At 69.1% G+C, this 25,191-nt stretch carries 24 protein-coding genes and 1 riboswitch; of the genes, 7 read left to right on the top strand and 17 right to left on the bottom strand.

What is annotated here, in order from left to right; all coding sequences use genetic code 11:
- Positions 1-4: 4 nt before the first annotated feature.
- Positions 5-832: a DeoR/GlpR family DNA-binding transcription regulator gene (locus E3T61_RS00435; RefSeq protein WP_134638961.1), complete on the bottom strand. Its 828-nt coding sequence runs from the start codon at positions 830-832 to the stop codon at positions 5-7.
- Between the two features lie 85 nt (positions 833-917).
- Here E3T61_RS00435 and galT point away from each other — a divergent pair, with 85 nt between their 5' ends.
- Together galT and galK are read left to right on the top strand one after the other, a co-directional pair.
- A complete protein-coding gene (gene galT, locus E3T61_RS00430) occupies positions 918-2,111 on the top strand; it encodes a galactose-1-phosphate uridylyltransferase (protein ID WP_134638960.1) in 1,194 nt (397 codons plus the stop codon).
- Positions 2,108-3,265 (top strand): galactokinase, encoded by a 1,158-nt coding sequence (gene galK, locus E3T61_RS00425; RefSeq protein WP_134638959.1) that lies wholly within the window; start codon positions 2,108-2,110, stop codon positions 3,263-3,265. Before galT ends, galK begins: the two co-directional genes overlap by 4 nt.
- 83 nt (positions 3,266-3,348) lie before the next feature.
- On the opposite strand, the gene E3T61_RS00420 is transcribed toward galK, so the two are convergent.
- On the bottom strand, positions 3,349-3,837 hold the full coding sequence (locus E3T61_RS00420) for a YbaK/EbsC family protein (protein ID WP_134638958.1): 489 nt from the start codon (positions 3,835-3,837) through the stop codon (positions 3,349-3,351).
- Between the two features lie 145 nt (positions 3,838-3,982).
- Between E3T61_RS00420 and E3T61_RS00415 the strand changes: the two genes are divergently transcribed.
- A complete protein-coding gene (locus tag E3T61_RS00415) occupies positions 3,983-4,516 on the top strand; it encodes a gamma carbonic anhydrase family protein (RefSeq protein WP_134638957.1) in 534 nt (177 codons plus the stop codon).
- An 81-nt stretch (positions 4,517-4,597) separates the two neighbouring features.
- On the opposite strand, the gene E3T61_RS00410 is transcribed toward E3T61_RS00415, so the two are convergent.
- The 8 genes from E3T61_RS00410 to E3T61_RS00375 all read right to left on the bottom strand — a co-directional run bounded on the left by E3T61_RS00410 (position 4,598) and on the right by E3T61_RS00375 (position 13,505).
- Positions 4,598-5,482 (bottom strand): bifunctional methylenetetrahydrofolate dehydrogenase/methenyltetrahydrofolate cyclohydrolase, encoded by an 885-nt coding sequence (locus tag E3T61_RS00410; RefSeq protein WP_134638956.1) that lies wholly within the window; start codon positions 5,480-5,482, stop codon positions 4,598-4,600.
- A 165-nt stretch (positions 5,483-5,647) separates the two neighbouring features.
- Positions 5,648-6,946 carry a serine hydroxymethyltransferase gene (gene glyA / locus E3T61_RS00405; RefSeq protein WP_134638955.1) on the bottom strand — a complete coding sequence of 433 codons (1,299 nt, stop codon included), beginning with the start codon at positions 6,944-6,946 and terminating at the stop codon, positions 5,648-5,650.
- A gap of 30 nt (positions 6,947-6,976) precedes the next feature.
- Positions 6,977-7,067: riboswitch (ZMP/ZTP riboswitch) on the bottom strand.
- A 5-nt stretch (positions 7,068-7,072) separates the two neighbouring features.
- Positions 7,073-7,411: a monovalent cation/H(+) antiporter subunit G gene (gene mnhG, locus E3T61_RS00400; RefSeq protein ID WP_134638954.1), complete on the bottom strand. Its 339-nt coding sequence runs from the start codon at positions 7,409-7,411 to the stop codon at positions 7,073-7,075.
- Positions 7,408-7,680 (bottom strand): monovalent cation/H+ antiporter complex subunit F, encoded by a 273-nt coding sequence (locus E3T61_RS00395; protein ID WP_134638953.1) that lies wholly within the window; start codon positions 7,678-7,680, stop codon positions 7,408-7,410. The genes mnhG and E3T61_RS00395 overlap by 4 nt, the downstream gene beginning before the upstream one ends.
- The gene (locus E3T61_RS00390; RefSeq protein WP_134638952.1) at positions 7,677-8,348 is read right to left on the bottom strand and encodes a Na+/H+ antiporter subunit E; all 672 of its coding nucleotides are present in this window, start codon (positions 8,346-8,348) and stop codon (positions 7,677-7,679) included. The genes E3T61_RS00395 and E3T61_RS00390 overlap by 4 nt, the downstream gene beginning before the upstream one ends.
- Positions 8,345-9,904: a Na+/H+ antiporter subunit D gene (locus tag E3T61_RS00385; RefSeq protein WP_134638951.1), complete on the bottom strand. Its 1,560-nt coding sequence runs from the start codon at positions 9,902-9,904 to the stop codon at positions 8,345-8,347. Before E3T61_RS00385 ends, E3T61_RS00390 begins: the two co-directional genes overlap by 4 nt.
- Positions 9,901-10,443 carry a sodium:proton antiporter gene (locus tag E3T61_RS22145; protein ID WP_198418617.1) on the bottom strand — a complete coding sequence of 181 codons (543 nt, stop codon included), beginning with the start codon at positions 10,441-10,443 and terminating at the stop codon, positions 9,901-9,903. Before E3T61_RS22145 ends, E3T61_RS00385 begins: the two co-directional genes overlap by 4 nt.
- Entirely contained in the window at positions 10,440-13,505 is a 3,066-nt protein-coding gene (locus E3T61_RS00375; RefSeq protein ID WP_134638950.1) for a Na+/H+ antiporter subunit A, read from the bottom strand. The genes E3T61_RS22145 and E3T61_RS00375 overlap by 4 nt, the downstream gene beginning before the upstream one ends.
- 243 nt (positions 13,506-13,748) lie before the next feature.
- Between E3T61_RS00375 and E3T61_RS00370 the strand changes: the two genes are divergently transcribed.
- Positions 13,749-15,185, top strand: coding sequence for an amino acid permease (locus tag E3T61_RS00370; RefSeq protein WP_241992325.1), 1,437 nt, complete (start codon positions 13,749-13,751; stop codon positions 15,183-15,185).
- A gap of 54 nt (positions 15,186-15,239) precedes the next feature.
- On the opposite strand, the gene E3T61_RS00365 is transcribed toward E3T61_RS00370, so the two are convergent.
- The gene (locus tag E3T61_RS00365; protein WP_134638948.1) at positions 15,240-16,502 is read right to left on the bottom strand and encodes an MFS transporter; all 1,263 of its coding nucleotides are present in this window, start codon (positions 16,500-16,502) and stop codon (positions 15,240-15,242) included.
- A gap of 220 nt (positions 16,503-16,722) precedes the next feature.
- Complete coding sequence (locus tag E3T61_RS21780; RefSeq protein ID WP_166793105.1) at positions 16,723-17,154, bottom strand: riboflavin kinase; 432 nt, start codon at positions 17,152-17,154, stop codon at positions 16,723-16,725.
- Between the two features lie 210 nt (positions 17,155-17,364).
- On the opposite strand from E3T61_RS21780, the gene purU reads away from it, so the two are divergent.
- Together purU and E3T61_RS00350 are read left to right on the top strand one after the other, a co-directional pair.
- Positions 17,365-18,240, top strand: a complete 876-nt coding sequence (purU, locus tag E3T61_RS00355; protein WP_134638946.1) for a formyltetrahydrofolate deformylase — start codon at positions 17,365-17,367, stop codon at positions 18,238-18,240.
- Positions 18,241-18,261: 21 nt separating this feature from the next.
- Positions 18,262-18,621: a YrdB family protein gene (locus E3T61_RS00350; protein WP_134638945.1), complete on the top strand. Its 360-nt coding sequence runs from the start codon at positions 18,262-18,264 to the stop codon at positions 18,619-18,621.
- 3 nt (positions 18,622-18,624) lie between these two features.
- Here E3T61_RS00350 and E3T61_RS00345 read toward each other — a convergent pair whose 3' ends face one another.
- From E3T61_RS00345 to E3T61_RS00325, 5 genes are all read right to left on the bottom strand, one after another.
- Positions 18,625-19,017, bottom strand: coding sequence for a DUF1761 domain-containing protein (locus E3T61_RS00345; RefSeq protein ID WP_134638944.1), 393 nt, complete (start codon positions 19,015-19,017; stop codon positions 18,625-18,627).
- A 55-nt stretch (positions 19,018-19,072) separates the two neighbouring features.
- On the bottom strand, positions 19,073-19,933 hold the full coding sequence (locus tag E3T61_RS00340) for an AraC family transcriptional regulator (protein ID WP_134638943.1): 861 nt from the start codon (positions 19,931-19,933) through the stop codon (positions 19,073-19,075).
- Between the two features lie 63 nt (positions 19,934-19,996).
- Positions 19,997-21,265 (bottom strand): MFS transporter, encoded by a 1,269-nt coding sequence (locus E3T61_RS00335; protein ID WP_134638942.1) that lies wholly within the window; start codon positions 21,263-21,265, stop codon positions 19,997-19,999.
- A 41-nt stretch (positions 21,266-21,306) separates the two neighbouring features.
- Positions 21,307-23,202: a heavy metal translocating P-type ATPase gene (locus E3T61_RS00330; RefSeq protein ID WP_134638941.1), complete on the bottom strand. Its 1,896-nt coding sequence runs from the start codon at positions 23,200-23,202 to the stop codon at positions 21,307-21,309.
- Between the two features lie 157 nt (positions 23,203-23,359).
- Positions 23,360-24,574 carry an NADP-dependent isocitrate dehydrogenase gene (locus E3T61_RS00325; protein ID WP_103432194.1) on the bottom strand — a complete coding sequence of 405 codons (1,215 nt, stop codon included), beginning with the start codon at positions 24,572-24,574 and terminating at the stop codon, positions 23,360-23,362.
- Positions 24,575-24,737: 163 nt separating this feature from the next.
- Here E3T61_RS00325 and E3T61_RS00320 point away from each other — a divergent pair, with 163 nt between their 5' ends.
- Positions 24,738-25,190: a GNAT family N-acetyltransferase gene (locus tag E3T61_RS00320; RefSeq protein ID WP_134638940.1), complete on the top strand. Its 453-nt coding sequence runs from the start codon at positions 24,738-24,740 to the stop codon at positions 25,188-25,190.
- The last annotated feature ends 1 nt before the right edge of the window (position 25,191 follow it).

The following is a 25,191-nucleotide window of genomic DNA, read 5'->3' as shown; positions in this document are numbered from 1 at the left end:
CGAATCAGTGAGGTTGGAGCACGGCGAGGCCGGCCTCACGGAGCGGGGCCAGGGTGAGCGGGTCGGCGGCCGCATCCGTCACCAGGGTGTCGAAGGCGGCAAGCGGGCCGATCCGGCCCAGGTGCACCTGCCCTAGTTTGGCACCGTCGGCCACGATGATCGCGCGCGCCGCGGCGGCGAGCATCAGGGTCTTCACGCCGGCCTCCGGCAAGTTGATGTTGGTGACGCCGCCGTCGGCGTCGACACCGTTGCAGCCGATGAAGGCCAGGTCGGCGTGCACTTGGCTGAGCACGGTGGCCGCGAGCGGGTCGACCAGGGAGTGCTGCAGCGGGCGGAGCGAGCCGCCGGTGACGATGACGGTGAACCGCGGGATGGCTGGTTCGAGGGCGAGCGCGATGCTCAGGCCGTTGGTGATGACCACGACGTCGGTGAGGTCGGTGCGGGCCACCAGCGCTCGGGCGATCGCCAGGGTGGTGGTGCCCACGTCGAGGATCACGCTTTGGCCGCTGGCGACCAGGGAGGCGGCCAGCTCGCCGATCTGCTGTTTGGGGATCACCGAGGAGGCCAGGGCCTCCTCGAAGGAGAACTCCCGGTCGGGCCGGCTCGTGGTGGAGATCCCGGCCGGTACCGCACCGCCGTGGATCCGGGTGAGCGTGCCGGCGCTCTCCAGCTGGTCGAGGTCGGCGCGGGCGGTGACCCCGGACACCCCGAAGGTGTCACTGAGCTCGCTGACACGCACGAAACCGCGTTCGTCGACGAGCCGCTGGATCTGCTCCCGGCGCTGGTGCGCGGGCAGGGCGTCGCGGTCGGGCTGATGTTCGACTGAGGCCATGCCCTCATCTTCACTTAGTTTCTCTCGCTTTTCAATACGCAAGCACTGGTTTCGGTTGCGCAAATCGGCTAGCGTTGATTCCGCCATGACTGACCTCACCAACACCCCAGATTTCGTCGCCGACGCCGGCATCGCGCGTCACCCGCACACCCTGGCCGACGGCCGCGAGCTCATCTACTTCGATGACCCCGACACCACCCTGTCGCCCGACCGCGCGCCCGACCTGCGCGAGCTCGGCCCCCGCCCCGCGAACGCCCGGATGCGCCAGGACCCGCTCAGCGGCGAGTGGGTCTCCATCGCCGCGGCCCGGCAGAACCGGGTGTTCCTGCCGCCGGCGCACCTCGACCCGCTCGCGCCGTCCACGCCGGAGAACCCCTCTGAGGTGCCCAGCAACTACGACGTCGCCGTGTTCGAGAACAAGTCGCCCTCGTTCGGGCCGCTGCTGGAAGACGCCGACGCGCCCACCGGACTCGACGACCTGCGCACGATCGGGCTGGGGCGCATCCGCACCTCGGTCGGCCGTTGCGAGGTCGTCTGTTTCAGCCCCGCCACCGAGGGCTCGTTCGGCAGCCTCACGGTCACCCGCGCCCGCACCGTGATCGAGGCGTGGGCCGAGCGCACCCACAAGCTCTCGCAGATGCCCGGCATCGAGCAGGTGTTCCCGTTCGAGAACCGCGGCGAGGCCATCGGCGTCACGCTGCACCACCCGCACGGCCAGATCTACTCCTACCCGTACGTCACCCCGCGCACCCAGCGGCTCATCGACTCGATCGAGAGCTACGGTCCCACCCTGTTCGCCGACATCTTGGAAAGCGAGCAGGCCGGCGACCGGGTCATCCTGCGCGGCGAGCACTGGACGGCGTTCGTGCCGTTCGCCGCCCGCTGGCCCGTGGAGGTGCACATGTTGCCGCACCGCCACGTGGCCGACTTCGCCGGCACCACCCTGGCCGAGCGCGATGAGCTCGCGGTGCTGTACCGCCGGCTGCTCCGCGGTATCGACCAGCTCTACTCCACACCCACGCCGTACATCGGCGCGTGGCACCAGGCTCCGGTCAACGTGCACCGGGGCGACATCCGCCTGATGCTGCAGCTCACCAGCCCGCGCCGGGCCGAGGACAAACTGAAGTTCCTGGCCGGCTCCGAGGCAGCCATGGGCGCTTGGATCGGCGATGTCACGCCCGAGCAGGCCGCCGACAACATCCGTGCCGCAATCGCGCGCACAGATGCCGCGGATGCGGCAGCAGAATCCACCAGCACCACCGGAGAGGCCCACTCGTGACCGAGACGCAGAGCATTTTGAGCGGATTCCGCGACCGATTCGATCGCGACGCCGACGGCCTGTGGTTCGGCCCCGGCCGGGTCAACCTGATCGGCGAGCACACCGACTACAACGACGGCTTCGTGTTCCCGTTCGCGATCAACCGCCGCGCCGTCGTGGCCCTCGCTGTGCGCGACGACCGGATGCTGCGGGTCGCCAGTTCGTTCACCGATGAGGTCGTGGAGATCTCCCTCGACGAGCTCTCCCCCGAGACCGTGTCCGGCTGGTCGGCGTATCCGCTGGGCGTGGCCTGGGCGCTCGGCCAGAAGGGCGCCGACCTGTCGGCCGTGACCGGCTTCGACGCGTTCATCGACTCCGATGTGCCGATCGGCGCCGGGCTGTCCTCCTCCGCCGCGATCGAGTGCGCCACCGCCGTGGCCCTCGACGAGGTCTGGAACCTCGGCTTCGACAAGCAGGTGCTCGTGCGGGTGGGCCAGCTGGCCGAGAACAAGGTCGTCGGTGCCCCCACGGGCATCCTCGACCAGTCGGCGTCGCTGCTCGGCGAGACCGACTCGGCCGTGTTCCTGGACTGCCGCAGCTTCGAGTCCGAGATCATCCCGCTCGGCTTCGACAATGCCGGCCTGGAGCTGCTCGTGATCGACACCAAGGTCAGCCACGCGCACGCCACGGGCGGCTACGCCTCCCGCCGGGCGTCCTGTGAGACGGGTGCCCGGCTGCTGGGCGTCTCGTCGCTGCGCGACCTCACGGTGGACGACCTGCCCCGCGCCGCCACGACCCTCGACGACGAGACCTTCCGCCGGGTGCGCCACATCCTCACCGAGAACCAGCGGGTGCTCGACACCGTGCGGGTGCTGCGCGAGGAGGGCCCCGGTGCCATCGGCGCGCTGCTCGACGCCTCGCACGCCTCGATGCGCGACGACTTCGAGATCTCGGTCGCCGAGCTCGACCTCGCGGTGGAGGCCGCCCGCGCGGCCGGCGCCCTCGGCGCCCGGATGACCGGCGGCGGCTTCGGCGGCTCGGCCATCGCGCTGACCCCGCACGCGCTCATCCCCGCCGTGCAGCAGGCCGTATCCGAGGCCTTCGCGGCTGCCGGCTTCACCGCCCCCGACATGTTCGTGGTGCGCGCCGCGGCCGGGGCCGCCCGCCTGTCCTGAACGCGTTCAGTTGCGGACTTCCGCCTTTGTTTCATGAACGAAGGTGGGAAGTCGGCAAACGAAACCCAGAATGCGTGCCCGGGTCAGTCGGCGGTGGGCGGCACGACCGGGGTCGCCTCGCCACCGGCGAGGCGCAGCAGCTCGGCGAACGTGGTGGGGAAGACCGTGTGCGCGTGCCCCGCCGCGGCCCAGACCACGGGGTAGCCCGCGAGATCTTCGTCGACCAGCGTGCGAATAGGCGACGGATGCCCGAGGGGCGCGACCCCGCCGATCACTTGGCCGGTGGCCTCCTTCACGAGGTCCTTCGACGCGCGGCCGATGGTGCCGCCGAGCCGCTCCCCCAGCCAGACCGTGTCCACCCGGTGTGCCCCGGAGGTGAGCACCAGCAGCGGCGCCCCGTCGAGGGTGAAGACCAGCGAGTTCGCGATGGCGCCCACCTCGATGCCCAGGGCCGCGGCGGCGGCGACGGCTGTCGTGGTGGCATCGTCGAACCAGCGAATCTCGGGGTCGATGCCCTGAGCGTTCAGCGCCAGGCGCACTCTGTCAACGGCGGGATGCGCGGTGTTCACCATCCCTGAATCCTAGAGCCCGGCATCCGCCCGGCTCGATCGCAAAAAAGGACAAGGGCCGGAAAAAAGGACGCTGAGGCGGATTTCGTCCTTTTTAGCTCACTTCTTCCTTTTTTCGAGGGGCAGCGCGGATGGCTAGGGTGGAGCCATGACCGCCGACAGCGCCGCCCTCCTGCTCACCCTGCCCGACCGTCCGGGGCCGCACGTGGCCGAGACCGCGTTCGTCGCCGCCGGCGCGGTGCTGGTGGGCAACGTGAGCCTGGCCGAGCAGGCCAGCGTCTGGTACAACGCGGTGCTGCGCGCCGAGGCAGAGCCCATCCGCATCGGCGCGGGCTCCAACCTGCAGGACAACGTCTCCTGCCATGTCGACAGCGGTTTCCCGCTGACCGTGGGCCGCGACGTGTCGGTGGGTCACGGCGCCGTGCTGCACGGCTGCACGGTCGAAGACGGCGCCCTGATCGGCATGGCCGCCACGGTTCTGAACGGCGCGGTCATCGGCGCCGGCTCGCTCGTGGCCGCGGGCGCCGTGGTGCTCGAGGGCACCATCGTGCCGCCGGGCTCCCTGGTGGCCGGCGTGCCCGGCAAGGTGCGACGTGCCCTCATGCCCGACGAGATCGACGGCATCCGTCACAACGCCCAGTCGTACCTCGGCCACGCCGCCCTGCACCGCCTCGCGACCTGACCCACTCCCCGCGAACTGTGACTTAAGCACCTAAAACGGCGCGATTTTGGGGCTTAACTCACAGTTCGCGGATTGGGGAGGCTAGGACTTGAGGAGGCGCTCGGAGGCCTTGACCACGTTCGCCAGGAGCATCGCGCGGGTCATCGGGCCCACGCCGCGGGGGTTGGGCGAGAGGTAGCCGGCCACCGACGCGACGTCGGGGTGCACATCTCCGGTGAGCTGGCCCTTGCCGGTCTCCGGGTTCTCCACCCGGGTGATGCCTACGTCGAGCACCGCGGCGCCGGGCTTGATCCAGTCGGCCTGCACCAGGTGCGGCTGGCCCACAGCGGCCACGACGATGTCGGCGCGGCGCACCTCGGCGGCCAGGTCCACGGTGCGGGAGTGCGTCAGGGTGACGGTCGCGTCCAGTCCCTTCCGGGTGAAGAGCAGGCCCAACGGGCGGCCCACGGTGAGGCCGCGCCCGATGACGACGACGTTCTTGCCGGCGATCGGCACGTCGTAGCGGCGCAGCAGTTCTACGATGCCGGCCGGGGTGCAGGGCAGCGGCGAGGTGAGTTCACCCTCGATGCCCAGCACCAGGCGGCCGAGGTTGGTGGGGTGCAGGCCGTCGGCGTCCTTGGCCGGGTCCATCAGCTCGAGCATGGCGTTCTCGTTGTGGCCGACGGGCAGCGGCAGCTGGATGATGTAGCCGGTGACCTCGCGGGCGGCGTTGAGGTCGGCAATTGCGGCTCGCACATCCGCCGTGGTGGCAGAGCCGGGCAGGTCGATCCGGATGGACTCGATGCCCACCTCGGCGCAATCGCGGTGCTTGCCGGCCACGTAGGAGAGCGAGCCGGGGTCGGCGCCGACGAGCAGGGTGCCGAGCCCGGGCACAATGCCCTGCGCGGCCAGCGCGCGAACGCGCTCGGTGAGTTCGAGCTTGACCTGGGTCGCGGTGGCGACGCCGTCGAGGGTGAGTGCGGTCATGCGAAATCCGATCTGTCGGTGGTGCTGCGCGCACGCCCCAGCCTGAGGCTGCACGCCAATCTGGCAACGCCCACCGGCCCCAACGGGCAGGCAACACGATGCCGGGGGCGGCTGGTGACGGATGCGCTCACGCGAGGGCTACGCATCCGTCACCACCCGACGGGCCTACTGGGAGAGGCCGGGGTACAGCGGGAACGCGTCGGTGAGGCCCTTCACCCGGGCGCGGAGGCCCTGGATGTCGGCGCCGGGCTTGAGGGCCTCGGCGATGACGTCGGAGACCACGGTGAACTCGGCGTCGCCGAAGCCACGGGTGGCCAGGGCGGGCGTGCCGATGCGAAGGCCCGAGGTGACCATCGGCGGGCGCGGGTCGAACGGCACCGAGTTGCGGTTGACGGTGATGCCCACCTCGTGCAGAGCGTCTTCGGCCTGCTGGCCGTTGATCTCGGAGTTGCGCAGGTCGGCGAGCACCAGGTGCACGTCGGTGCCGCCGGTGAGCACGTCGATGCCCGCGGCACGCGAGTCATCGGCGGTGAGGCGGTCGGCGAGGATGCGGGCGCCGCGGAGGGTGCGCTCCTGGCGTTCCTTGAACTCGGGCAGCGCGGCGAGCTTGAACGCGGTGGCCTTGGCGGCGATCACGTGCATGAGCGGGCCGCCCTGCTGGCCGGGGAAGACGTTGGAGTTGAGCTTCTTCGCCAGCGCGGTGTCGCGGGAGAGGATGAAGCCGGAGCGCGGGCCGGCGAGGGTCTTGTGCACGGTGCTGGAGACGACGTCGGCGTAGGGCACCGGCGACGGGTGCAGGCCGGCGGCGACAAGGCCGGCGAAGTGCGCCATGTCGACCCAGAGCTTGGCGCCCACCTCGTCGGCGATGGCGCGGAACGCGGCGAAGTCGAGCTGGCGGGGGTAGGCCGACCAGCCGGCGATGATGACCTGCGGCTTGTGCTCGAGGGCCTTGTCGCGCACCACGTCCATGTCGACGCGGAAGGTCTCCGGGTCGACACCGTAGGCGACCGGGTTGTAGAGCTTGCCGGAGAAGTTGAGCTTCATGCCGTGGGTGAGGTGGCCGCCGTGCGCCAACTCCAGGCCCAGGATGGTGTCGCCGGGGGTGGCGATCGCGGAGAGCACCGCGGCGTTGGCGGTGGCGCCGGAATGCGGCTGCACGTTCGCGTACTCGGCGCCGAAGAGGCTCTTGGCACGGTCGATGGCCAGCTGCTCGGCCACGTCGACGTACTCGCAGCCACCGTAGTAACGGCGGCCCGGGTAGCCCTCGGCGTACTTGTTGGTGAGCACCGAGCCCTGCGACTGCAGGATGGCGCGGGGCACGAAGTTCTCGCTGGCGATCATTTCCAGGTAGTCGCGCTGGCGACCGAGCTCCTGCTCGAGGATCGCGGCGATCTCGGGGTCGACGACCTCGAGGGGCTCGTTAAAGGTGGAGGGTACGTTACTGGTAAGCACAGTGTCGGACACGGGAGAACTCCTTGAGACTATCGATGGATGTGTCGTGGCCCAGGCGTGCGGTCACTAACCGTGTCTAGTCGCTCCCCGATGGTGACCCATCTTTCGTGCTACGCCAGTCGCGACCCGGCAATACTATCAGCCGCGTGCATCCCGCAGCTCGTCCAGAACCAGCAGATCGGGGCGCAGGTGGTCGGTCTGGTAGGCCGCACGCGCCACCAGGTGTGCCGCCATCGGCGCGGTGAGCGCCTGGAACACGACGATCGCCACGACGAGCGTGACGGTGCCGACGCTGAAGTTGGTCACCGCGATGTCGAGGGTGACGGCCATCAGGCCGAGGATCTGCGGCTTCGTCGCCGAGTGCAGCCGGGTGAGCACATCGGGGAACCGGAGCAGGCCGACGCCGGCCGCGAGGCACATCAGCGCAGCGAGCAACACCAGCACCGCCGTGATCACGTCACTCCAGACGGCGCTCATGCGCGGTCCCGTCCGGGCAGGAACCGGGCCACGCTGAGTGAGCCGAGCACGGCGAACAGCGCCAGCACGAGCAGCACAGGCAGGTTGTCGGTATGCCGGTTGAACGCCATCTCGGCGCCGAGGGCGCAGATGATGGTGGCCACGAGCACGTCGGAGGCGATCACCCGGTCCAGCACGCTCGGTCCGCGGATGATGCGGTAGATGGCCGCCAGCGCTCCGGCGCCGAACATGAGTCCGGCGATGATGGCAACGATGTCCATGGGGGTCATGGCTGGGCTCCGTTCTGAGGGTCGGAGTGCTGAGGGTCGGACGACTCGGCGGGGTGGGCGAGGTCGGGGCGGCTGTGCGGGCCGGGCGAGCCCGGCGCGTCCACGACCCGGTTCTCTTCCCCGCGCACCCGGCAGACCCGCTCCACGTCTTCGGCCGAGCCGAAAGCCATCACGATGCGCCGCTCGGTGGCGAGCACCCGCGCCCGGAACGCGTCGGTCTCCGCGGCGTCGTGCATGTTGATCACGTGCAGGTAGAGCGTGGAGTCGACCCGTTCGATGTCGACCACGATCGAGCCGGGCACGATCGAGGTGGCCACGGCGGTCCAGGTGAGGATGAGGTCGCTGCGGGTGCGCAGGTGCACCGCGACGATGGCGTTGCTCGGGGTGTATCCCGGGCCCAGGGCGAGCCAGGACACGTCGACCGAGGCGCGCACGATGTCGAAGATCAGCTTGCCGAACAGCCAGGCGGTGCGCCACAGGTTGATCCGTCCGCTGAGTTGCACGGCCGGCAGATAGAACACCACCGAGACCACGGCGGCGAAGACCGCGCCGGTGACCAGGTTCAGCCAGGAGAACTTTCCCCAGAGCAGGGCCCAGAGCAGCACCAGGCCGAGGAACAGCGGCAGCTGGCTGAGCATGCCGCCGAGGCGTTGCTTCACCGAACTCACGGAGCACCTCCGGGGAAGACGGCGTCGATGTACGTGGCCGGCTCGACGATGTCCGCCGCGGCGCGGGCGGTGAGGTCGAAGACCGGGCCGGCGAATACGGTGAGACTCACGGTCAGTGCGAGCATGGTGGCGGTGGCGGCGGTCATCAGCGGCGACGTGGTCTTGGTCTTGACCGTGCCCTCATCGTGCGGGTCGTCCTGCAGCGCGTCGAGCACCGCGGAGTCATAGTTCTCCACGTCGCGCCGCGGCCGCCAGAACGCCATGTTCCAGGCCCGGGCCAGGGCGTAGAGGGTGAGCAGCGACGTGGCCGCTCCCCCGGCGAGCAACAGGTAGCTCAGGGCGCCGCCGACCTGCACACCGGCGTCGAACAGGGCGACCTTGCCAAGGAAGCCGGAGAACGGCGGGATGCCGCCGAGGTTGAGAGCGCCGATGAAGAACAGGATGGCAACCAGGGGCGCGGCCTTGAGCATCCCGCCCAACCGGGCCAGCGAGGTGGTGCCGCCGATGCGTTCGATCAGCCCGGCGCAGAGGAACAGCGTGGTCTGGATCATGATGTGGTGCACCACGTAGAAGATGGTGGCCGCGATTGCGGCTTCGGTGCCCAGGGCGATACCGAAGATCATGTAACCGATGTGGCTGACCAGGGTGAACGACAGGAGGCGTTTGATATCGGCTTGGGCGAGCGCGCCGAAGATCCCGATCACCATGGTGAGCAGAGCCACGATCATCAGTGGAACCTGCAGTGGGTTGTCGGGGAAGAGCAGGGTTTGGGTGCGCAGGATCGCGTAGACGCCCACCTTGGTGAGCAGGCCCGCGAAGACCGCGGTGACCGGGGCCGGAGCGGTCGGGTACGAGTCGGGCAGCCAGAACGACAGCGGGAACACGGCCGCCTTCACGCTGAAGGCGATGAGCAGCATCAGCCCGAGGATCAGCTGCACGTCACCGGGCAGCTGCGGAATGCGTTCGGCCAGCAGCGCCAGGGTCACGGTTCCGGTCGCGCCGTAGATGAGCGCGATGGCCGAGAGGAACAGGATCGACGAGATCAGGCTGACGACGATGTAGGTGACGCCGGCCCGGATGCGTGCACCCGTTCCACCGAGGGTCAGCAGCACGTAGCTGGCCGAGAGCAGCATCTCGAACCCCACGTACATGTTGAACAGGTCGCCCGCGATGAATGCGTTGAACAGCCCGGCGGACAGCACCAGATAGGTGGGGTGGAAGATCGACACCGGGGTTTCCCGGTTGCTGTCGACGATGCCCTGCCCCACGGCGAAGAGCAGCACGCCCAACAGCATCAGCGCCGAGACCAGCAGCATGATCGCCGACAGCCTGTCCACGACCAGCACGATGCCGAACGGCGGCTGCCAGCCGCCCACGTTCACCACGGCAGGGCCCTGCTGGTCCACGAGCACGAGGAGGATGGTGCTGATCACAACGACCGAGACAAGGGTGAGCACGCTCACCGCGACCTGGTAGCGCGACCGACGGCCGAGCGCGATGGCGAGGGCCGCCCCGAGCAGTGGGATGGCGACAACGAGGGGCACGAGGACGTTCATCGGGTGCCGCCCTCCCGGTCGGATGGAGCGTCGCCGCTTGGCGGTGGGACGCGTTCGTCGGATCGGTCGGTGGCGTCGACTCCCGAGCTGTCGTCGTCGCTGCCGTCCTCGCTGGCGTCCAGGGATGCCTGCACGGCGGCCTCGTCATCGGTGGAGGAGCGGAAGGTGATCTGGGAGTCCTCCGTGGTGTCCGCGGCGTGCTCGTCGGTGAGGGTGTCGCCCTCGTCGCCGAGCTGAGCCAGCCACCAGGAGCGGTAGATCAGGGCCAGCAGCAGCGCGGTGATACCGAAGTTGATCACGATCGCGGTGAGCATCAGTACCTGGGGCAGCGGGTCCACCATGGTGTCGTCCAGTGGGGTGCCGGTGACGATCGGCGAACTGCCCGGCCGGCCGCTCATGATGAAGATCAGCAGGTTCGTGGCGTTGCCCACCAAGAGGAACCCGATCAGCACCCGGGTCAGGCTGCGCTCGAGCATGATGTAGATGCCGGCGGCATACATCGCGGCCATCACGATCACCAGGGTTAGGGAAGCGCTCATCGGTGTCCCCCTGCCGGTGCGGTCGAGCTGTCGCCGGGCTGGTCGATAGGGGCGGTCGCCGGTCCGGTGCCCACGGCGGGCGGCTCGGCCGGGGTCCACTCGGATGACGCGTCGAAGCCGATGGCGTCGCCGGCGTCGCTGGAGGCGTTGCCGATCGCCGGCACGGTCGGCTGGTCGGGGTCGTCGTCGCCGGGTTCGTCAAGTTCGCTCTGCCGGTCGATCTCGCTGCCGAGGCTGCGGAGGATGTCCAGGCTCAGGCCGATGACCACGAGGTACACGCCGATGTCGAAGATGCTCGAGGTGCCGAAGGAGAGGTGCCCGAGCACGGGCAGGTCGGCCTCGAAGTAGGCCGATTCCAGCGGTGTTCCCGACACGAACAGGGACCCGACAGCGGTGCCGACGGCCAGCAGCACGCCCAGGCCGAGGATCTTGCCCGGGTCGATGGGCACGGCCTCGCCGAGCTCGTAGCGGCCACCGGCCAGGTACCGGGCCACCAGGGCCAGCCCGGCCAGGAGTCCGCCGGCGAAACCGCCGCCGGGCAGGTTGTGGCCGGCGAAGAGCAGGTAGATCGACACCACGATTGCCGGGTGGAACAGCAGACGCACCAGGACTTCGATGATGATCGACCGGTTCTCCGGGGATTGGGTGCGCCCACCGAGCAGCCAGGACTGCCGGGTCACGGCATGCCCCGCGGAGCTGGCGTGCGGGTCGGCCACAACACGGCGCCGGTTCTTGGCTTCGCGCCGGTTGCGTGATTCGCGCAGGCGCGGCATCTCCTCGCTGCGTCCGGAGACGAACAGCAAGCTGGCGACGCCGGTGGCCACCACGATGAGCACCGACACCTCACCCATGGTGTCCCAGGCTCGGATGTCGACGAGCATCACGTTGACGATGTTCTGGCCGTGACCCTCGACCACGGCCAGGCGGGCGAGGTCGGCGGTCATGTCGGGCCACTGGCGGGCGCCGAGCGAGATGATCGCGATGGTTCCCATCGTGATGCCGACCAGCACGCCGATGATCGCCCGGCGGCGGCGGTGCATCGGCCTGTTGTGCTGGGCGATGCGGCTGGGCAGCCGGCGCAGCACGAGCACCACCACCACGAGGGTGATCGACTCGACCAGCGCCTGGGTGAGCGCCAGGTCCGGGGCGCCGTGGAAGGCGAACAGGGCGACCAGGCCGTAACCGGTGACGCCCGCCAGCAGCACCGCCGTCATCCGCTGGCCGACCCTGGCCGCCATGACCGTGGCGATGATCATGATCAGGCCGATGATCACCTGCGCCGGGTAGTCCCAGAGCACCACGGCGTCCGGCCAGGTGCGGTTGACGAAGGAGGCGGCGCCCAGGGCGAGCACGAAGACCACGAGGATGGTCGACAGGTACTGCGGCAGGCCGCCCCTCTGGGCGAGGTGGGTGGTGCGGGCGGCGACCTTGTCGATGAACCGCACGGTGTGGCCGTAGCCGTGGCCGGCGTCCACCCAGGCGGGCACGGCGGCCTGCCAGCGGGCCACCCGCTTGCGCTGGGCGAAGATGCCCAGGCCCAGCAGCACCACGATCGTGCTGAGCAGCAACGCCGGTTCGAAGCCGTGCCAGAGAGCGAGGTGGTAGTCGCCGCCGCCGGGGACGGTGTCCGCGTACGCGGCCAGCATCGGGTCGAGCAGCATCACGAACGGGCCGAGCAGCACGGTGGCGACGGTGAGGATGCCGGGCGCCAGGTTGAAGTCCCAGCGGCTGGCGTGCAGGGGCGTGTCGCTGATCGCCGGCCGGGTGCCGAACGCGCCCCAGAAGAACTTGGCGCTGTAGGCGACGGTGACCACCGAACCGAGCGCGGTGCCGGCCAGGGCGATCCAGCCCCAGCCGTCACCGGCCAGGCCGGCCTCGATGAACGCGGTGAACACCGATTCCTTGGCGACGAAACCGATGAGCGGCGGCAGTCCGGCCATCGACGCCACGGCGATCAGGGCGATGGCCGCGAGCGCGGGTTCACGGCGACCGATCCCGGAGAGCTTGCGCCAGTCACGGGTGCCGGCACGGTGGTCGATGATGCCGACGACGAGGAACAGGGTGGCCTTGTACAGTGCGTGGGCGAGCAGCAGCGCCGCCCCGGCGAGTGCGGCGTCGCGGGTGCCGAACCCGACGACCACCATGAGGAAGCCGAGCTGGCTGACGGTGCCGTAGGCGAGCATCAGCTTGATGTCGTGCTGGCGCAGCGACCGCCAGGCACCCACGAGCATGGTCCAGACACCGATGGTGACCAGCACCGGCAGCCAGCCCGGTGAGTCGGCATAGCCGGGCGCGAACCGGGCGGTGAGGTAGATGCCGGCCTTCACCATCGCCGCGGCGTGCAGGTACGCGCTGACCGGGGTGGGCGCGGCCATCGCGGCGGGCAGCCAGAAGTGGAACGGGATCAGCGCGGACTTCGACAGCGCGCCGACCAGGATCAGCAGCACCGCCCAGATCGCGACGGGACTGTCGGAGGGGTCCGCGATGATGCTGGCCAGTGAGGTGGTACCCGCATCGACCGAGATCATCACGACGCCGACGAGCATCACCAGGCCGCCGAAGGTGGTGACCAGCAGTGCCTGCAGTGCCGCACCGCGACTCTCCCGCTTGGTGGTGTAATGCCCGATCAGCAGGTAGGAGAGCACACTGGTGATCTCCCAGAACATGAACATCACCAGGATGTCGTCAGCGGTGACGAGCCCGTACATGGTGCCGGCGAACGCGAGCAGCAGCGCGGCGAACCGGCCGAGGCTGGGTTCGTCCTCGTCGAAGTAGCTGGCGCAGTAGATGAGCACCAGGGCGCCGACGCCGGTGACGACGAGGGCAAGCAGCCAGGCGAGCGCATCCACCCGGAACGACAGGCTGATCCCCAGTTGGGGGATCCAGGGCAGGCTCTGGGTGACGGCGCCGCCGTCGGTGATCACGCTGGTCTGCGTCAGGGTGTAGACGAAGGCCGCCGCGGGCAGGAGGGCGACGACATAAAAAACGCGCAACCCGATCAATCGGGTGAGCGTGGGGGTGAGCACGGAAACGAGCAGGAAAACCAGGAGGATTGTCGCCATGGGGCCTCCCGGCTCTCTACAGAAGAGTGTCGTCTCTGGGTCAGAGTGTCGGAACTCAGTCTACAGGAACGGGTCTTTAGACCCTGACCGCTCCCTAGCGGTCGACTAGTGTTGCCGCAACCCCCAGATCGGATGCGTCACGTGACCACCAGCACCACCGGGCCGGATCGGCCGGAGAACTCGCCCACTCCCCCCGACGCTGCATCGCACCACCGCGATCACGACGAATCCCCGCTCGAGCACATCGACGACGCCCTGAGCGTGCACGAGGATGCGGGGCTGCACAAGGGCCTCAAGGCCAGGCACGTGCAGATGATCGCCATCGGCGGCGCCATCGGCACCGGCCTGTTCCTCGGCGCGGGCGGCCGGCTTGCCATCGCCGGGCCCGCCCTGGTCTTCGTGTACGCGATCTGCGGGTTCTTCGCGTTCCTGATCCTGAGGGCGCTCGGCGAGCTGGTGCTGCACAGGCCCACCTCCGGTTCCTTCGTGTCGTACGCGCGGGAGTTCTTCGGCGAGAAGACCGCGTTCGTGACCGGCTGGCTGTACTGGCTGAACTGGGTGATGACCGCGATCGTGGACGTGACCGCGGTGGCGCTGTACATGAACTTCTTCGGCAAGTACTGGGCCCCGTTCGGAGACGTGCCGCAGTGGATGTTCGCGCTGCTCGCCCTTGCCGTGGTGCTGGGCCTCAACCTGCTCTCGGTGAAGGTGTTCGGCGAACTGGAGTTCTGGTTCGCGCTGATCAAGGTCGTCGCGATCGTGGTGTTCCTCATCGTGGGTACCTGGATGGTCATCTTCGGCACCCCGGTGGAGGGCGCGACCGTGGGCTTCTCGCTCATCGCCGAGAACGGCGGCTGGCTGCCGAACGGTCTGCTCGCCTCGGTACTCGTGGTGCAGGGTGTGGTGTTCGCCTACGCCTCGATCGAGCTGATCGGCACCGCCGCCGGTGAGACGGAGAACCCGGAGAAGGTGATGCCCAAGGCGATCAACACCGTCATCGTGCGCATCGCGGTCTTCTACGTCGGCTCGGTCCTGCTGCTGTCCCTGTTGTTGCCGTACACGGCATATGAGGCCGGGGTGAGCCCGTTCGTCACCTTCTTCGGCTCGATCGGCGTCGAGGGTGTCGACGTGATCATGAACCTCGTCGTGCTCACCGCCGCGCTCTCGTCGCTGAACGCGGGGCTATATTCCACCGGACGCATCCTTCGGTCGATGTCCCTGGCCGGGTCCGCGCCCCGCTTCGCCGACAAGGTGAGCCGCAACGGGGTGCCGTTCGGCGGCATCCTGCTCACCGGCGTGGTCACCCTGCTCGGTGTGGCACTGAATGCGCTGGTGCCTGACGAGGCGTTCGAGATCGTGTTGAACATGGCCGCGATCGGCATCATCAGCGCGTGGGGCATGATCGTGCTCTGCCAGCTGCGGTTGCAGGCCTGGGCCAAGGCGGGCATCCTCACCCGGCCGGCGTTCCGGATGCCCGGCGCCCCGTACACCGGCTACCTCACCCTGGTCTTCCTCGCGACGGTGCTCGTGCTGATGGCCTTCGACTGGCCGGTCGGCACGCTCACCATCAGCTCGCTCGGCCTGATCATCCCGGCGCTGGTGATCGGCTGGTTCGCCTGCCGCGGCCGCATCTTCGAGATCGCGGCCGCCCGGCCGCCGCTGCCCACCTCCAAGCGCTGACGCCCCTGCCCAACCGTTCCCCGTGCGAAACAGTGAGCGTGCGGCCGACGCTGGTCAGGCGCGGCGGCGGCGGAGGACGAGGTCGCTGGCCAGCACCAGGATCAGCGCGACCAGGATGATGCCCACGTAAACGAACGGCACCGTGCCCAGACCCACCTGGGCCAGCAGGAACGCCCCCACGAACGCGCCGAGGCCGATGCCGATGTTGAACGCCGTGGTGTACACGGCGCTCGCGGTGTCGCGGATGCGCACCGACGCGGTGTGCAGCAACCGGGTCTGCAGCAGCGGCGGGAACGTGCCGAACGCCAGGCCCCAGAGCAGGAACGCCCCGATCGCGACGGGCAGGGTCTGCGTGAACAGGGCCAGCACGGTCACGCTGACCACGGTGACCGACATGCCAAGGACCAGGCCGAGCTGCGGACGCTTGCTGAACACGACCCCGCTGATGAACAGGCCGATGGCGCCGGCGATGCCGTAGGCGAACAGCAACGGGGCGACGGCGTCGCTGCCGACGCCGAGGGTGTCGCTGAGGAACGGGGCGATGTAGGTGTAGAAGGTGTAGTGCCCGATCATCGTGAGCGCGGTGATCGCACAGACCAGCGCGACCGGTCCGATGGTGGGGTCGCGCGGCAGCTTCTTCAGGGTGATGGTGCCGGTGGCCGTCGTGACGGTTTCGGCGCGCTTGGCCGTGTAGTGCTCGACCTTGGGCAGGAACCGCCAGATCACGACGGCGCCCACGAGCATCAGCCCGGCCAGCACCACGAAGGACAGCCGCCAGCCGAGCAGGTGGCCGAGGAAGGTGCCAAGCGGCACCCCGAACACGAACGCCAGCGTGCCGCCGGCGATGGTGATCGAGACCGCGCGGGCAATCTGGTCCTTGGGCACCAGGTGCGCGGAGTAGGCGCCGACAACGCCCCAGAACAGGCCGTGCGCCAGCCCTCCGATCACCCGCGAGATCACCACGAAGGTGTAGTCGGGGGCGACGGCGGTGAGGATGTTGCTCAGCGCGAAGACCACGAGCACCATCACGATCAGGCCGTGCCGGGGCATCCGCTTGGTCAGCAACGCCAGCGGCGTGCTGGTGAGCACCACCGTGAAGGCGAACCAGGACACGAGCAGGCCCACATCGGACTGGCTGACCCCGAGCGAACTGCTCATCTCGGGCAGCAGACCGGTGGGCAGCATTTCGGAGGTGACCGACAGGAAGACGGCGGCGGAGAGGGCGATCAGGCCGATCCAGGGGAACGGCCCGGCGGCGACGGTGTCGGGGCGGTGCCCGGCATTGGAAGGCAGCGAGATGGGCGCGGTGAATGACATGGGTGCTGTGGCTCACAGACAGGAGGCCGCTTGCCCGACGCCAGCGGCTGTCACGGCTGGCTGTGCGGGATTGGTCAAGCGGTGCGCGCCGACGTGCGCGCCCGGGGTCGGCGAGAATCGTACCGACCACTGACCAGCCTAGCCGAGTACGACCTCAAATGAGGGGTGGGCCAAGCCAAACCAGCCGATCGGCAGCCCGCTCAGCGTGCCCGGGTCGATATCAGGCGGCGGCGCGGGCCCCGGCGCTGTACCAGTCCCGGGTGTTCAGCACGTCGATCGCGAGCTGGTCGACGAGGGCCGGGGTGTCCACGAACGCCAATTCGGCGCGGAGGAACACGCGCAGTTCCACCGACAGCTCCCGGCCATACAGGTCGTCGGCGAAGTCCAGCAGGTGGGCCTCGAGCAGCGGATGCCCGGCGTCGCCGTAGTACGTCGGCCGGGTGCCCACCGACACGGCGGCCAGCACACCCGCGGCGGGCAGCCCGTCCCCGTGCACGATCGCGGCCCAGATCCCGGTGTGCGCCATCAGCCCGGGCACCTCGATGTTCGCGGTGGGAAAGCCGATCACCCGGCCCCAGGCATTGCCGTGGATGACGGTGCCGGTGATCGTCGCCGGCTTGATGTCCAGCGCCTGCAGGGGTGATTGGGTCATCGTCGGACTGCCTTCCAGCTTCGCTTCGTTCCCGGTCTCAGTCAGCTCGCCTGCCTGATGTCCATCTCCAGCATCGGGGAGTTTCGGCTGGGCAGCCACAACATCGCTGGATTGTTGCGCCGCTTTACGCGCGCCTCTCGCCCGGTCGGCACCGATTCGGCCTCCCGGCACGCGGGTGTCCGGGCGCCCGCGGCCCGGTAATCTGGTTCGATGAACCCCAGTCTTCAGGCGCCCTCCCACCATCACCACCTGGTCGTCACCCTGGTCTGCCCCGACCAGCCCGGCATCGTGCACGCCGTCAGCGGCGCGATTGTGCAGGCCCGCGGCAACATCACCGAGAGCCAGCAGTTCTCCAGCGCAGACACCGGCCGGTTCTTCATGCGGCTGCAGGTGGAGTCGCCGGCGAACCGCGACGAGCTGCAGGCCGCGCTGGCGCCGATCATCGACCGGTACGCCATGGCATCCGTCATCGACATCGTCGGCCGACCGCTGCGCACCCTGGTGCTCGCGTCGACGGCGGGACACTGCGTCAACGATCTGCTCTTCCGTCAGCGTGGCGGCCAGCTGGCGGTCGAGGTTCCGCTGGTGCTCAGCAACCACGGCACCCTGCGCGACCTGGTCGGGTTCTACGGTGTGCCGTTCGAATCGCTGCCGATCACGGATGCCGCCAGCAAGGCCGCGTTCGAGGCGCGCGTGGTCGAGGCCGTGGAGGGGCACGATATCGAGCTGGTGGTGCTGGCCCGGTACATGCAGATCCTCTCCCCCGAACTCTGCGCTTACCTCGAGGGCCGCGCCATCAACATCCACCACTCGTTCCTGCCCGGATTCAAGGGCGCCAACCCGTACAAGCAGGCGCACGCGCGCGGTGTGAAGCTCATCGGCGCCACGGCGCACTTTGTCACGAGCGATCTGGACGAGGGGCCGATCATCGAGCAGAACGTGGTGCGCGTTGACCACTCCCGCACTCCCGCCGAGCTCGTCGCGATCGGCCAGGACGAGGAGAGCCGCACCCTCACCCAGGCGGTGAAGTGGTTCGCCGAGAACCGGGTGCTGCTCGACGGCGCCCGCACCATCATCTTCAAGTAACCCGGTCGGTAGGATTGCTGGGTGAACGACACCCACTCCACGCCAGCCATCGGCGCCAACGACATCCTGCGTTTTGTGCTCGAACTGTTCGCCTTCGTGAGCCTGGCGCTCTGGGGGTTCCTGGCCTGGCCGCTGCCGTGGCCGGGCATCCTGGTGGGCATCCTGGCGCCGGCGTTCGCGATCCTGGTCTGGGCCCTGTTCCGCTCGCCCAAGGCCGTGTTCAAGCTGGACCCGTTCGGCAAAGCGATCGTGGAGATCTTCGTGTTCGGCGCCGCGGCCCTGGCCTGGTGGGACCTGGGCCAGCCGATCGTGGCCGTCGTCTTCGCGGTCGTCGCGACCGTCAGCGGCATCCTCTCCGGCCGCAAGGAACTCGGCGCCTGAGCATTATTGCAGTGCGCCGATGATGGCGCCCATCACCGTGAACGACACCACGTTGTACGACCCGTTGATCGCGAACAGCACCGGGCTTCTTCGTTCGAAGAGGTAGTTCACACCGAAGGCGGCTGCCACGAACGTCGCGCCGCTGGCGAACCCGGCGAACAGTCCGAAGGCCAGCCCGTTCGAGCCGATGAACGCGGCCAGGCTGATCGCCATCACGAGCGCCAGGATCAGCGACCCGAGGAACACCCGGGCGGTGCCGGTCTTCAGCTGGGCGTCGGTGACACCCGCGGCCCGCTGCCAGGGCCCGGCGAACAGCAGCGAATACCAGAGCCCGCCGATGACGAACGACGAGATCGCGGCCAGCGCGACCGCCAACCAGTTGAATGAGACGTCCATGAGAACTCCCGGGAGTGGTGGTCCCGGCCGGTCCGGGACACTGCCACGCTAAACCTCACGGCTCAAGGGGTCTTGTAGAAAATTCCGGCACTCCGTCCAGCTCCGCCAACGGCACGAAGGCGGCGTACTCGGGCCCGTAGCGGGCGACGATGTCGAGGTACCGGGTGGGCGAGAGGCCCGTGAACGCGCGGAACACCCGGATGAAATGGGGCTGGTCGTAGTATCCGGAGCCGGCCACCAACTCGGCCCAGCTGGGCATCGGCCCCTGCAACGGCAGGGCGTCGATGAACTGACGGAATCGCACGATATCCGCGTAGGTCTTGGGCGTCACCCCGCACCAGGTGCGGAAGTCGTCGATCAAACGGTGGTGGCTGGTGCCGGCGGCCGCTGCGATCTGCGGGATGGGCGCATCCGGGTTCTGCTGGATACCGGCCCAGGCCCGCAGCACCGCCGGCGGCGCCGCCCGGCTGCGCGTCTGCGCCCGCAGATGCTCGATCAGTAGGCCCACCGCTTCGGCCGGCTCGTCGCTGTGCAGCGCGGCGTGCCGCAGGGCATCGGTGTCGCCGAGCAGACCGTGGCTCTCCCGCACGGTTCCGGTCAGCGCGGCGGCGGGCAGGTCGAGAAACCGGGCGGCCGCGAAGGGGGCCAGTTCGGCGGCGAGGTGACGGATGACCGGTGGGCTCTGGCTGATCAGGTACCGCGGTTGCAGGCCGGAGAGGAACCCGGCCGGCAAAACCCGCACCGCCCCGGTCGGCGCGTCGACCAGCCGGTAGGGGGCGGAGAGGTTCACGATCAGGTGCAGCGCGGGCTGGGGGAAGATGCGCTCGTAGCGCTGCTCAGCCGGCTGCTCGAGGTACCAGAGCCGCAGCACATCGGGGGCCAGGTCGGCCGGGACGGGCACCTCGAGGTAAGCCATGCCCCCACCGTAGGACCGACCGGGGTCCAGGACCACTCCTCCCGCCGGCCCGGAGTGCGCGGCTTACCGGTCGAGGGGCTCGGTGACCGGGGCGGCGGGGGGCTCGGGGGCGCTCTGCGCGGGCAGGCCGGCGGGCATCCGCAGGGCGTACAGGGAGGTGGCGACGAAGAGCAACCCACCGAGCAGGAACGCGGCCGGGTAGGAGACCGTGTCGGCGAGCAGGCCGGCCACGAGCGGGCCGACGATGGCGCCGAAGTCGGAGAACATCGAGAAGATCGCCACCGGTCGCCCGCCCGCGGTGCCGGCCGCGTCACCGACGGATGCCGCAGGCGCGGTCCCCATGAACGCCGCGGCGACGCCGTACACGCTGAGCAGCACGGTGAGGATCACGATGTTCGGGGCGAACGGGATCGCCGTGATGGTCACGGCGGCCACCAGGAACGCTCCGATGATCGCGGGTTTGCGACCGACGGTGTCCACGAACTTCGACGCGGGAGCGAGGGCGAGTGTCTGCGCGACGGCGGCGATGGCGAAGGCGATGCCGGTCCAGGCGCTCGGGCCCTTGAGCACCTCCACCACGAGCACGGGCACCAGGGCGCCGCGCACCCCGAACGACGACCAGCCCTGCGAGAAATTGGCCAGGCAGGCGGCCCGGAACCGTGGGTCGCGCAGAACCGCGCGCAGCGGCAGCAGCGGCGCAGCGGCTCCCGTCGCGCCGACGCCGGCGCGGGTGGCCGGCTGCAGCAACACCAGCCCGATCAGGCCGGCCACGGCCAGGGTGCCGGCGTAGAAGAAGAACGGCGCGGTCAGAGAGATGGTCGCGAGCAGGCCGCCGAGCGCGGGCCCGGCCATGCCGCCGATGAGGAAGCCGCCCTGGTAGAACCCCACCGCGCGACCTCGGATGCCCGGAGCCGTGGTGCGCAGCAGCAGCGTCATCGCGGCGACGGTGAACATCGCCGAGCCGATGCCGCCGGCTCCGCGCAGCAACAGCAGTTGCGGGTAGTTGCCCGCGATGCCGACCAGGCCGCTGGATACCGCCACGATGCCGATGCCGACCGCCAGGATGGTGCGTTCGCCGGCCCAGTCGATCAGCTTGCCGCAGACCGGGCTGGCGACGAAGCGCATGAGGGCGAAGGCCGACACCACGGCGCCGATCTCCAGGTTGCCCACCCCGAAGCTCTTCACATAGACCGGCAGCACCGGCACGACCACGCCGAAGCCCACCATGACAAAGAAAGCGATGACACCGAGCACGTAGACATCCCGGCTCAGGCGGGGTTCGTTCGCCGTTCGGCCAGGTCTGGGGCCGAAGGGGGAACGAAGAAGTCGCATCCCTCCAGATTAGGCGCTCGGCAGCTCCCGGGACGAGCAGGTCAGCGGGTGGGTACCGGCTGCGTCGCCGTGGGCACTCGCGCGGCCACGCCGCGGGCGCGCACGTCGCGGCGCCCGCCGATGGCCCGCAGGGCGTTGAGGATGGTGGCCAGGTCCACCAGCTCCTGCAGCAGCGCACCTACCGTGGCCGGGATCAGGCCGAAGGCGGCGACGATCATCAGGCCGATGCTGAGCGCGATGCCCAACCAGATACTCTGCAGGGCGATACGCACGGTGTCCCGGCCGATGGCGACGGCCCGGGCGGCGCGGGACAGGTCGTCGAGCAGGATCACCGCATCCGCTGACTCGCTGGCCGCCGTGGAGCCCTTGGCGCCCATGGCGATGCCCACGTCGGCCACGGCGAGCACCGGGGCGTCGTTGACGCCGTCGCCGACCATGATCACAGGGCGTTCGCGGATGGCCCGCACCGCATCGACTTTGTCGGCCGGGAGGCAGTCGGCGCGCACCCGGGTGATGCCCACCTGCCGGGCGATGTGGTTGGCGGTGGGCCGGGCGTCGCCGGTGAGCATCACCGATTCGTGCACGCCGAGCTTGTCGAGCGCCTGCACGGTGGCGCGGGCGTTGTCGCGCACCTGGTCGCTGGCGACGATGCAGCCGGCGAAGCGGCCGTTCACGGCGAGGTAGATCGCGAGTTCCCCGCCGACCAGGTCTGCCGGGTAGGCGTCGGCGGCGTGCTCGGCCACAAATGACAGCTTGCCCACGATCACTTCTTGGTCGCCGAATCGGGCTGTGACACCGTGCGCCGGCACCTCTACGGCCGTTTCGGTGCGCTGGAGTTCGAGGCCCTGCAGCTCCGCGGCGGTGATGACGGATGCGGCCAGCACATGCGACGAGTACTGCTCGGCCGAGGCCGCCAGGCCGAGCAACTCGCCCTCGGTGAACGGGGGCTCCGGGCATACCCTGGCGATGGTGGGCGTGCCGTAGGTGAGGGTGCCGGTCTTGTCGAACACCACGGTGCGGGCCCTGGCGAGCTTCTCGAGCACTCCCCCGCCCTTGACGATGATGCCGTTGCGGGCCGAGCGGCTCATGCCGCCCATGAACGCCACCGGAGCGGCGAGCAGCAGCGGGCACGGGGTGGCGACCACAAGCACCTCGGCGAAGCGCACGGGGTCGCCCGAGACGAACCAGGCCAGGCCGGCGATCAGCAGGGCCACCCCGGTGAACGGCACCGCGTAGCGGTCGGCGAGGCGCACGACGGGCGCCTTGCTGGCGGAGGCCTCTGCAACCAGCGCCACGATCTGTTGGTACTGGCTGTCGGCGGCCAGGGCGGTGGCCCGCACGATGGCGGCTGCCTGCCCGTTGATCGAACCGCTGAGCACCGCCTCGCCCGCGTGCCGCTCCACGGGCAGGCTCTCGCCCGTGAGCGAGGACTCGTCGAACGCGGCCGCGGCGGAGACCAGTTCGGCGTCCACGGGCACGATCTCGGCGGGCCGCACCAGCAGCTGGTCGCCGATCTGCACCAGGGTGGCCGGCACATCCTCCACGTCGGAGGAGCCGTCGCGGAGCAGGTGCGCGATCTGCGGCACTCGGTCGAGCAGGGCGTTCAGCTCGCGCTGGGCGCGCCCCGCGGCGTAGTCCTCGAGCGCGGCGCCGCCGGAGAGCATCAGCACGATCAGCAGGGTGGCCACGTATTCGCCCACCAGGATGGTGGCGATGATGGCCAGGATCGCCAGCAAGTCCACACCGAACGAGCCCTGCCGCATCCGCCTGATCATGCCGGCGCCCTGGATGCCGACCACGACCAGGCCGAGGCCGGAGAACAGCCACTGCACGGCGACGGTCAACCCGAGGGCCCATAACAGCAGGCCGAGTAGGCCGATCACGATGGTTGCCGCCACAACCGGATACCGGCGGAATGCTCCCTGGAGCGTGGACATGGCTCCATTGTCGTCTCGGATGCGCTCGCGCACCAGCAAGGAAAGCCTGCCCTTGTCGGCCCCGCGATCCCGGGCTGGGCGCATCCAAGCCCGGGTAGGCACACGGAAGGCCCCGCCCAATGGGCGGGGCCTTCTGTGGGCGCACAGTGCCGGCGGGTTAGGCCAGGCGGGTCTGCAGGTTCTCGGCGATCGCGGCCAGGAACTCCTCGGTGGTGAGGTAGCCCTGGTCCGGGCCGACCAGCAGCGCGAGGTCCTTGGTCATCTTGCCGCTCTCGACGGTCTTCACGACGACGTCCTCGAGGGTGTGCGCGAACTCGGCGAGCGCCGGGTTGCCGTCGAGCTTGGCGCGGTGCGACAGGCCCCGGGTCCAGGCGTAGATCGACGCGATCGGGTTGGTCGAGGTGGGCTTGCCCTGCTGGTGCTGACGGTAGTGCCGGGTGACGGTACCGTGCGCTGCCTCGGCCTCTACGACGCTGCCGTCGGGGGTGGAGAGCACGCTGGTCATCAGGCCGAGCGAGCCGAAGCCCTGCGCCACGGTGTCGGACTGCACGTCGCCGTCGTAGTTCTTGCAAGCCCAGACGTAGCCGCCCTCCCACTTCATGGCGGATGCGACCATGTCGTCGATCAGGCGGTGCTCGTAGGTGAGGCCGGCGGCCTCGAAGCGGTCCTTGAACTCGGTGTCGAAGATCTCCTGGAAGATGTCCTTGAACCGGCCGTCGTAGGCCTTGAGGATGGTGTTCTTGGTCGACAGGTAGACCGGGTAGTTGCGCTCGAGACCGTAGTTGAGCGAGGCGCGGGCGAAGTCGATGATCGACTTGTCCAGGTTGTACATGCCCATGGCCACGCCGCTGCCTGGCGCCTGGAAGACCTCGAACTGCTGCGGGTCTCCGCCGTCCTTCGGGGTGAAGGTCATGGTGAGGGTGCCTTCGCCCTCGAAGCGGAAGTTGGTGGCGCGGTACTGGTCGCCGAACGCGTGGCGGCCGATGATGATGGGCTTGTTCCAACCCGGCACCAGGCGCGGGATGTTGGAGATGATGATCGGCTCACGGAAGATGGTGCCGCCGAGGATGTTGCGGATGGTGCCGTTGGGCGATGCCCACATCTTCTTCAGGCCGAACTCTTCGACGCGGGCCTCGTCGGGGGTGATGGTGGCGCACTTGACGCCGACGCCGTGCTTCTGGATGGCGTGGGCCGCGTCGACCGTGATCTGGTCGTCGGTCTCGTCACGCTTCTGGATCGAGAGGTCGTAGTACTCGAGGTCGATGTCGAGGTACGGGTGAATGAGGGAGTCCTTAATGGCCTGCCAGATGATGCGGGTCATCTCGTCCCCGTCAAGTTCGACGACAGTACCTGCAACCTTGATCTTCGACAATGGATTCTCCTCAGTGAGTCGGGGCGTGGTGGCCGTGAACAATCCTAGCCGAGGCCGGTAACTATCTTGACATCGAGAGAGTTGGCTCTGCGGCACCGGTGCACAGCCCGGTCCCCCACAAACCCGACTATCTGCCGCCGCGGCCGGACGCTACCCTAGATGCATGCCTGAACTCCGACTGGAAGATCTGTCCGCGCGTAACATCGTCGCGGCCAACAACCTGAGCCTCAAGCCCGGTCAGGAGCAATTCATCGCGCCCGTCTCCTACTCGGTGGCGGCATCCGTGATCAACCCCAACACGGCGTGGCAACGGGTGGTGCTGCTCGACGGCGAGGTCGCCGGGTTCATCCACGGCAATTTCGACCCCGACTCCGCCCAGGAGGAGTTCCGGGCCTGCATCTGGCGGATCAACGTCGACGCCGAAGCCCAGGGCATGGGTGTGGGCAAGTTCGCCGCCGAGGCCCTCGCCGAAGAGGCCCGCCGCCGCGGCTTCGAGCGCATCACCGTGATCTGGGAGCCCGGCGAGGAGGGTCCAGAGGCCTTCTTCCACCGCATCGGCTTCGTCGACATCGGTGAGACCGAGTTCGGCGAGGTCATCGGCGCCCTCACCCTGTAGT

This window comes from Cryobacterium lactosi (assembly GCF_004403945.1).
Taxonomy (GTDB): domain Bacteria; phylum Actinomycetota; class Actinomycetes; order Actinomycetales; family Microbacteriaceae; genus Cryobacterium; species Cryobacterium lactosi.
This window is presented reverse-complemented; position numbering and strand designations above follow the sequence as displayed.